This window comes from Acinetobacter lactucae, assembly GCF_013344765.1.
GTDB lineage: Bacteria > Pseudomonadota > Gammaproteobacteria > Pseudomonadales > Moraxellaceae > Acinetobacter > Acinetobacter lactucae_A.
The window spans coordinates 1-9,322 of record NZ_JABVBF010000136.1 but is presented as its reverse complement, the minus strand read 5'-3'; the positions used below and the strand labels follow the sequence as shown (position 1 = coordinate 9,322).

Sequence of the window (9,322 nt, the reverse complement as noted above, 5' to 3'; positions counted from 1 at the left end):
CAGCTTGATGTTCCCTTGAAACTCAAGTATGTTTCAATGAAACGATTGTGAAACACATGAAATGGCAAAGTTAAATTTTGAGTCAGAACAAGATTTTTATATATTATTTGAGCAACTTAAGGCTTTATTTCCAAATGCGAGTCTGTTTTTAGCAGACACAACGACTCACGCAATTCACTATAAATTTAATACAGATGACATTTCTGTTGAGAGCATGGCAGCGCTTACTCAAGACCATCATAATCAATATCTCGAAATCAATACTCCTAAAATGAGAAAGCGGTTCATCTATCAGGAAAATGATATTTACATCGCAGAGCATCGCATTATCGGGAAATTGCATATTCTACAGCCCGTTAGCATAGAGAATGATATTGCTGATCAAGTAGAGCTAACAGAACAATTGCAAGACTTGGCTAAAGTTTTCAATAGTTGTTCACCAGAAATGGCTCGTATGTTTTCCATCATTCAAAGAGTAGCAATTACTGAGTTTCCAGTACTCGTCCGCGGCGAGTCTGGTAGTGGTAAGGAACTGGTGGCAAAAGCAATTCATGATTATAGTCAGCGTAAAAATAAGATTTTTGTAGCGATTAACTGTGCGGCTTTAAATTCTAATATTTTAGAAAGTGAACTTTTTGGGCATGTGAAAGGTGCTTTCACAGGAGCAATCCGCGACCATAAGGGGGTGTTTGAACGTGCCGCAGGTGGAACACTGTTTCTGGATGAAATTGCAGAGATTCCTTTAGAGCTTCAAGCTAAATTATTACGGGTGTTGGAAACAGGTGAATTTACGCCTGTAGGTGGTGAAAAACCGATTCAGGCTAATGTCCGAATTATTACCGCAACTCATAAAGCTTTACGCGAAGAAGCCAAAGCTGGGCGTTTCCGTCACGATCTACTCTACCGTTTACGCGTAATTCCAATTTTTATACCGCCACTCAGAGAGCGAAAAGTCGATATACCTCTCATTGTTGATCAGATTTTAAAAGAAAGCTCCACTCAACTCGACACGATGCCTCGTCACGTCAATCAAAAGGCAATGCAAGTTTTATTAAACTATGACTGGCCTGGGAATGTTCGTGAACTTAAAAACACCCTGCTTTATGCTTTAACCATGGCAAATGGTAAGGATGAAATTGAAGTCGAAGACTTGCCAAATGAACTCTTAAATGCTGAAGATTACGTTAAATTACCCGAGACAAATACAGAACTTACACCTGAAAATGTTCAGGCAGCTCTAGAAAAATATAACCACAACCTGAATATGGTCGCGAATATTTTTGGAATTAGCCGTACCACGCTTTGGCGATACAGACAAAAGCATAAGCTTTAGCTAGGTATTTAGCTCGTCCAAGGCGTATCATATTGCACTTGGTTAGGTTCATTAGTTCAAAGGCTTTATATGATTGTTCGTGATAAAAGCAATGTATTTAAACTTTTATTTGCTTGGAAAGGAACAATCTTACCGAAGGTCTTGCCAGCACTGAGTTTTGTTGTACTTATTTCAGCCTGTGTGGTCTGGCTATCTTATTATCATTGGATTCAAATACCTACCGTACCCGCGATTGGATTTACAATATTTGGTGTGATTCTTTCAATTTGTACGGGTTTTAGAAATAACGCATGTTATGACCGATGGTGGGAAGGCCGCAAACTTTGGGGCGCTTTAATTGCCAATGCCAGACACATTGTTAGAGACAGCCATGTTTTATCCAATGAACAACGTGAACATTTAATTCATCAGGTCTTAATTTTTAGCAATTTATTACGTGATCGACTGCGCCAACAAACCGCCGAACCAACCAAATTTCTTGAACATGCGTATTTAAATAACTCTTCACTCGATTATTTAAATGAGCATATTAATGCACCACAGTTTGTACTCGAAAACATTCAAAAAGATTTAGTTAAAATACTAAAGGACGGCGAAATTAGTGACATTATCTATAGCACGCTAAATCGACATATTATTGAGTTAGGCAATATTCAAGCAGGTTGTGACCGTATTGCTGGTACACCTTTACCCTACTCTTATTCTGTACTTTTACATCGCGCTGTTTACTGCTTCTGTTTCATATTACCATTTAGCCTTGAAGCAGCTTTGGGCATCTGGACACCACTTATTGTCGGCTTAATCGCTTATATGTTTTTAGGTTTAGATGCCTTAAGTGCTCAAATTGAAGAACCTTTTGGTTTGCAAGAAAATGATTTACCGCTCGATTCAATTGTACGTTTGATTGAGAGAGAGTCTCTAAGCTCTTTAGGACAACCATTACCGCCTATTCTTGAAGCCCAAGACAACAATTTACTTTAATAAAAAAAGAGCGAATCATCGCTCTTTTTTTATAGGTTTAAGTATCTATTTAGGGCTGTACGACAATCTTAACGGCTGACTCATTGTTATGAATTAATGTTTCAAAACCTTGTGAAATCAAATCATCAAGTTGAATACGCTGGGTAATAAAAGGTTCAAGATTTATTTTACCTTCTTCGACCAGTTTAATCGTTTCTTGATGGTCATTCACATAGGCAATCGTACCGCGTACATCAAGCTCTTTCATCACCACACTATGCACATTAATTGATGCTGGGTGGCTCCAAATCGAAACAATAACGATAACGCCTGTTGGTTTGACTGCTGCAACCAAAGTATCTAAAACTTTGTTAACGCTACTACATTCAAACGCGACATCGACGCCATCGCCATTAGTAATTTTCATGACCTCAGAAACAACATCAACTTCTAAAGGGTCTAAAATATAATCTGCGACTCCCGACTCTTTAGCCTTTTCTTTACGTTTTGCACTTAGCTCGGTAATGATGACCTTAAGACCTTTCGCTTTTAAAATTGCTGAAAGCAGCAAACCAATTGGGCCCGCACCACCTACCAGTGCAATATCACCAGCCTTTGCACCACTACGCACATAGGCATGATGACCTACTGATAACGGTTCAATTAAGGCCGCCTGATCGAGCGGAATTTTATTGGAAATTGGATGCACCCAACGGCGTTTAACCGCAATTTTTTCCGATAAACCACCACCACGCCCACCTAAACCAATAAAGTTCATATTTTTGGAAAGATGATAATTATCGCCCGGTCCAGTCGGCACATCATCGGCCACAATATAAGGCTCTACGACGACATGTTGACCAATTTCAATGTCATCAACACCTTCACCAACGGCATAGACCACACCTGAAAACTCATGTCCCATGGTAATCGGCGCAGATTCACCTGAAATAGGATGCGGATGTCCACAAGGTGGAATAAAAATTGGCCCTTCCATAAACTCATGTAAATCTGTACCACAAATTCCACACCAAGCCACCTGAATACCTACAGTGCCGGCAGTGACTTCTGGTTCCGGGATATCTTCAATACGAATATCGCCTCTGTCATAAAAAAGCGCTGCTTTCATTATTATCTCCCTCAAATCAGGATGTTGTTTTAGCGATAGACAATGCCGCCGTCCGTTAAAATGGATTGACCCGTAATATAGTCCGAATCTTCGCTCGCCAGAAAAGCAACTAAAGCGGCTACATCATCTGGTGTTTGGGCTCTACCTAAGGCAATACCTTCCACATATTTTTTATAAGTTTCACCAATTGCGGCACCGGTAATTTCAGCAAAACGTTTATCGATTTCAACCCACATGTCAGTTCCGACAATTCCGGGACAATATCCATTTACCGTAATACCGTGACTGGCATATTCTTTTGCCGCAGCTTGGGTAAGTGCTCGTACCGCAAATTTGGTTGCCGAGTAAATACCGAGTAAAGCAAACCCGTCGTGGCCTGCAATTGAGCAAGCATTAATGATTTTTCCTTTATGTTGCCGTTGCTTAAATTTTGTAGCAGCAGCCTGAATGCCCCACAGTACTCCACCAATATTGATATCAACAATTTTTTGAAATTCATCAGGTGTGATATCAGCAATCGCCTGAACTTGTGCTATTCCAGCATTATTAAACATGACATCAAACCCACCAAGTGTCTGTTCAGCATGATTTATAGCGGCATACACTTGCTCACGGTCACTGACATCGGCAATAAATGTGCTGGCATTTACACCTAAAGCCAGAATTTCCTTCTGCACATCGTTCAGTCGATCTTGTTGCATATCGACTAATGCAATGTGTGCTCCTTCTTGCGCCAAGCGGAGGGCAATCCCACGGCCAATGCCTTGAGCTGCCCCTGTGACTAAAGCGACTTTATTTTTTAATCCCTTAACCATGTTCAACTCCTGTAAATGCAGAATTTCTACATATGAATCGCTCGTTGCATTGAAGCCAGAATGGACTCATGCATGGCTTCTGATAATGTTGGATGCGGGAAAATCACTTGAGCTAAGCTTTCATCAGTTGCTTCTAGATATTTAGCAATTGCAAAGCCTTGAATGTGCTCAGTCACTTCATGACCTACCATATGTGCACCAAGTAGTTCGCCCGTTTCTGCATGAATGATTGTTTTAACGAAACCAGATGCATCTCCAATTGCCAAAGCTTTGCCATTCGCAGTTAAAGAAAACTTACCAATTCGTATAGGTAGATTCTTAGCTTTTGCTGCATTTTCAGTTAAACCAATACTTGCCACTTGTGGATGTGTAAAAATACAACCCGGTATCTGACCACGATCCAGTGAATGTACGTTTTTCACACCAGCAATTTTCTCGACACATATCATGGCTTCATGGCTTGCTTTATGAGCGAGACACGGCGCTCCAGCCACATCACCAATGGCATAAAGTCCTGCTACGTTGGTTTTACAATAGTCATCAATTGCCACAAAACCTTGTGGATTCAGTTCTACACCTAAACGTTCTAGTCCTAGCCCCGTGGTGTTAGGCTGTACACCAATTGCCGAAAGCACGCGGTCAAAAACAAGCGTTTGAACATCATTTGCCGTTTCAACCACACAGTGGACTTGCTCATTTTCAATCTGAATACTTTGAACGACAGCATCGGTTAAGACTTTCATACCTTTTTGTTCAAATTGTTTTCTAACAAATTGAGCAACTTCCGCATCTTCAGTGGGTAAAATCTGCTTGGCTAAATCAATTAATGTCACCTGACAACCCAAATCTTGATAAAGGCTAGCAAATTCACTACCAATTGCACCCGAACCCACAACCAGTAAGCTTTTTGGTAACTGCTCTGGTACAAGCGCTTCTTTATAGCTCCACACGTACGTTCCATCTACAGGAAGCTGAGGAAGATGTCGAGCTTTAGCTCCAGTTGCCAAAATAATATGGGGTGCACTCAAAGCCTGACTTTTACCTTGAGCATCTGTCACTTCAAGTTTTTCTTTTGCCATAAGCTGAGCACGACCATTAAAAACCGTCACCTGATTCTTTTTCAGCAAGTAATCAATGCCTTGTACTAACTGAGCTGACACTTGTCGGCTATGTTGCACAAGCTTTTGAATATCAAAATCGAGTTGGGATACCTGAAAACCAAACTGGCCGGCATGTTTAAACTGGGTTGCGAGCTCTGCGCCTGCAAGCAAAGCTTTAGTTGGAATACAGCCCCAATTTAGACAAATTCCGCCTAAATGTTGCTCTTCTACAATTGCGGTTTTTAACCCGAGCTGGGCTGCACGAATTGCAGCCACATACCCACCCGGTCCCGCGCCAATCACAATTAAATCAAATTGAGCTTCTGACATCCGGGTTCTCCTACACCAAAATTAAAGCAGGGTTTTCAACAAACTGCTTAAAGCTGGCCAAGAATTTTGCCCCAACTGCACCGTCAATGACTCGGTGATCACATGACAACGTTGCTGTAACAATCTCACGAACCATAACATTTCCATTTTCAACGACAGCACGTGATTCTGAAGCACCGAATGCCATAATTGCACCTTGCGGTGGATTAATAATGGCATCGAACTGTTTAATGCCTAACATACCTAAATTTGAAATGCTAAAGCTGCCTCCCTGAAACTCGTCTGGTTGTAACTTGCCAGTCTTAGCACGCGTTGCCAAATCACGCATGTCATCGGAAATTTGTGCTAAAGACTTCTGATTTGCTGCTTTTACAATGGGTGTAATTAAACCGTTTGGAATCGCTACGGCCACCGAAATATCCGCTTGAGAGAACTGTAAAATTGATTGAGTCGCCTCATCAAATTGAACATTCACCTCAGGTACTTTAATCAGCGCGGCGGCAGCTGCTTTAATTAGCATGTCATTAATAGAAAGTTTCACTTGTGGAACAGTCTCATTAATCTGCTTACGTAGTTTTTGCAAAGCTTCTACGTTGAGATCGACCACTAAACGGAAATGCGGTGCATTACGTTTAGCAGCCTGTAACCGTGAAGCAATCGCTTTACGCATACCATTCATCACCACAGTTGTAACGGTCGACTGTGGCTGAGCAACAGCACATTGAGCAGATTGTTCATTTACCGACGTTGGGTTGTTACGATAATAAACTGCTTCAACATCTTCTTTACAAACCCGGCCACGAGTACCTGAAACACGGCAGTCATTTAAGTTAATGCCCCATTGTTTTGCTAAACGACGTGCTACAGGCGTCGCTGCAACTCGGCTATCGTCGGCAGTAGATTTAACCACTTTAGCTTGAGTTTGCTGTTTAACGTCAGGCCACTGACCTCCAGCAGTCTGCACAGCTTTCTGGATGTCTTGGACACTAATACGACCTTCACGGCCAGAACCTGTGACTTTCGCTAAGTTCACATTATGTTTTTCAGCAAGTTTTAACGCATGCGGTGTTGTAAACAACACATCAGATGTTTGATAGCCTTGTAATGACTCGGGTACAGCGTAGTCACCTTTAGCGACCTTTGCAGGAGCTGGAGCACTTGCAGCTACAGTCTGTGGCTGTTCTGCTTTTTCAGCAACAGGTGCAAATGTTTCCGATTTACTTTGTTCCGAAGGTGCTTCAGGGGCCTTAGCTGCTGAACCACCTAGTGATGCGATAAACATTTCAATTTCTGCATCAGAGATTTCACTTTCAGCACATACGGCAATAAGACCACCGACGGGTAGCGTATCACCGTCTTTCGCTAAAATTTTACGGAGTGTTCCAGCAAAAGGCGCTTCTAATACATTGACGATTTTTGTGGTTTCAATTTCACAAATTTCATCGCCTTTATTAAAGCTATCGCCTTCTTTAATCAACCATTGGGCAATCGTGCCTTCTTCCATGGATAATCCCCATTTCGGGATCTCCAGCGTTTTAATTTCGCTCATCCTAAGCCTCCAATGTTTTTCGTACAGCTTGCTCAATACGCTCTACACTTGGAATCCATTCTTTTTCTAAAACTGGAGAGAATGGAACAGGCGTATGTGGTGGCGTTACGAGTTCAACAGGTGCTTTCAAATAGTGGAAACCTTTTTGCGCAATCAGCGCAGCCACATCATGACCAAAACCACAGCGTGCTGCTGATTCGTCCACAATAACCACACGTCCAGTCGATGCAACAGACTCTAAAATTCCTTCTTCATCCAGAGGTGAAATTGTACGAGGGTCTACCACTTCAACTGAAATGCCATCTTTTGCCAGTTTGTCTGCCACTTCATTAGCGCGATGTACCATCAAACCTAAAGCAATAATGGTCACGTCTGTCCCTTCACGGGTGTAATTTGCTACACCAAAAGGAATGGTATACGCATCATCTGGAACTTCACCTTTAATGTCGTAAAGCATTTTATGCTCGCAGAACACCACTGGGTCGTCATCGCGAATAGCCTGAATTAGTAGCCCTTTCACGTCGTATGGACTAGATGGGACCACAACTTTTAAGCCCGGAACTGCAGAAAATACGTTATATGGTGACTGCGAATGCTGAGCTGCTGCAGAAAAACCTGCGCCAATCATGCCACGTACAACCATTGGCGCTTTTGCTTTTCCACCAAACATATAACGGAACTTAGCGGCTTGGTTATAGAGCATGTCATGACACACGCCATAGAAATCCATAAACATTAAGTCAGCAACAGGACGTAAACCTGTAGCCGCAGCACCAGCGGCCATACCAATAATCGCTGATTCGGTAATTGGGGTATCAATAACACGTTCTGAACCAAATTCTGTCCATAAACCTTTGGTTACACCAAGTACCCCACCGAAGCCTTCAAGCTCGTTCTCTTCGGTATTTTTGCCGCCATGGCCACCGCGCACATCTTCACCAACCACAAATACGGTTGGGTCACGGCGCATTTCTGATTCAATGGCTTCTTTAATCGCATTACGAAAACTTTTATTTGGCATCTTTACTATTCCTTTAGTAAGAGACATAGACGTCAGTAAGGAGTTGTTCTGGTTGTGGGTATGCCGCAGCACGAGCTTTAGCAACGGCATCATCAACATTTGCTTTAGATGCCGCATCAATCTCGTCTAGTTTGGCTTCATCAATTTTGCCTTTGACTTTTTCGCGGAAAATTTTCAAAGGATCTTTATTTTCTTTGATGAACTCGACTTCTTCCTTAGAACGAATCAAGCCAGGATCACCTTCGAAGTGGCCATAAAAACGGTTTGTAATGGTTTCAATCACACTCGGACCTTCACCACGACGTGCACGTTCAATGGCAGTTTGAGCGGCTTCATAAACGGCAAAGAAATCGGTACCATCAACTTTAACTGCAGGTAAACCAAAACCTGCTGCACGACCAGCAATGTCTTTGCTTCCTACTGCGTAATCATGACCAGTACCTTCACCAAAACCGTTATTTTCGAAAACGAAAATTACTGGAAGTTTAAGCACAACAGCCATATTCATCGCTTCAAAAGTAAGGCCTTGGTTTGAGCCACCGTCACCTGTAAAAGACAGTCCGACACCACCAGTCTTTAAGGTTTTCGCTGTCAACGCCGCACCAATGGCTAAAGGAGGTCCACCACCCACAATCCCGTTGGCACCGAGCATACCTTTATCTAAATCGGCAATATGCATAGAACCGCCTTTTCCACGGCATAGCCCGTCATCTTTACCGAAAATTTCCAGCATCATGGCGTGAATGTCACAACCTTTTGCAATACAGTGCCCATGTCCACGATGGGTTGAAGTGATATAGTCTTTGTCGGTTAGGTTTTCACAAATACCAACTGCAACAGCTTCTTCTCCACTATATAGGTGAATAAAACCTGGAATATCACCATTGGTATTTTCTTCGTGAAGTCGATCCTCAAATTCACGAATATCACGCATGCGTTTATATGCTGCGAGTAATTGCTCTTCCGTTAATTGCATATCCTTTTCCTTTATTATCTTGATTATTAAAAATCAACCAAGTTTCAGCGAGAATTATATATTTCGCTATAAATAATAAAGCTCAATTTAATTGAATATGCTATTAGAC

Annotated in this window: 8 protein-coding genes; 2 read left to right on the top strand and 6 right to left on the bottom strand. The window is 42.1% G+C overall.

From position 1 onward, the window contains the following. Positions 1–61: 61 nt before the first annotated feature. Positions 62–1,333, top strand: coding sequence for a sigma-54 interaction domain-containing protein (locus HUN22_RS12895; RefSeq protein ID WP_174730002.1), 1,272 nt, complete (start codon positions 62–64; stop codon positions 1,331–1,333). Positions 1,334–1,402: 69 nt separating this feature from the next. Then, a complete protein-coding gene (locus HUN22_RS12890) occupies positions 1,403–2,314 on the top strand; it encodes a bestrophin family protein (protein ID WP_174729999.1) in 912 nt (303 codons plus the stop codon). Between the two features lie 49 nt (positions 2,315–2,363). On the opposite strand, the gene HUN22_RS12885 is transcribed toward HUN22_RS12890, so the two are convergent. Genes HUN22_RS12885 through HUN22_RS12860 form a run of 6 tightly spaced genes read right to left on the bottom strand, consistent with a single transcriptional unit; the run spans position 2,364 to position 9,213 of the window. After that, positions 2,364–3,422, bottom strand: coding sequence for a 2,3-butanediol dehydrogenase (locus HUN22_RS12885; protein ID WP_174729996.1), 1,059 nt, complete (start codon positions 3,420–3,422; stop codon positions 2,364–2,366). A gap of 29 nt (positions 3,423–3,451) precedes the next feature. Then, a complete protein-coding gene (locus HUN22_RS12880) occupies positions 3,452–4,237 on the bottom strand; it encodes an acetoin reductase (protein WP_174729993.1) in 786 nt (261 codons plus the stop codon). 26 nt (positions 4,238–4,263) lie between these two features. Then, on the bottom strand, positions 4,264–5,667 hold the full coding sequence (gene lpdA / locus HUN22_RS12875; protein WP_174729990.1) for a dihydrolipoyl dehydrogenase: 1,404 nt from the start codon (positions 5,665–5,667) through the stop codon (positions 4,264–4,266). Positions 5,668–5,677: 10 nt separating this feature from the next. Next, positions 5,678–7,216 carry a 2-oxo acid dehydrogenase subunit E2 gene (locus tag HUN22_RS12870; protein WP_174729987.1) on the bottom strand — a complete coding sequence of 513 codons (1,539 nt, stop codon included), beginning with the start codon at positions 7,214–7,216 and terminating at the stop codon, positions 5,678–5,680. Position 7,217: 1 nt separating this feature from the next. Then, complete coding sequence (locus HUN22_RS12865) at positions 7,218–8,237, bottom strand: alpha-ketoacid dehydrogenase subunit beta (protein WP_174729984.1); 1,020 nt, start codon at positions 8,235–8,237, stop codon at positions 7,218–7,220. A gap of 13 nt (positions 8,238–8,250) precedes the next feature. Then, entirely contained in the window at positions 8,251–9,213 is a 963-nt protein-coding gene (locus tag HUN22_RS12860) for a thiamine pyrophosphate-dependent dehydrogenase E1 component subunit alpha (protein WP_031948248.1), read from the bottom strand. Positions 9,214–9,322: the final 109 nt, after the last annotated feature.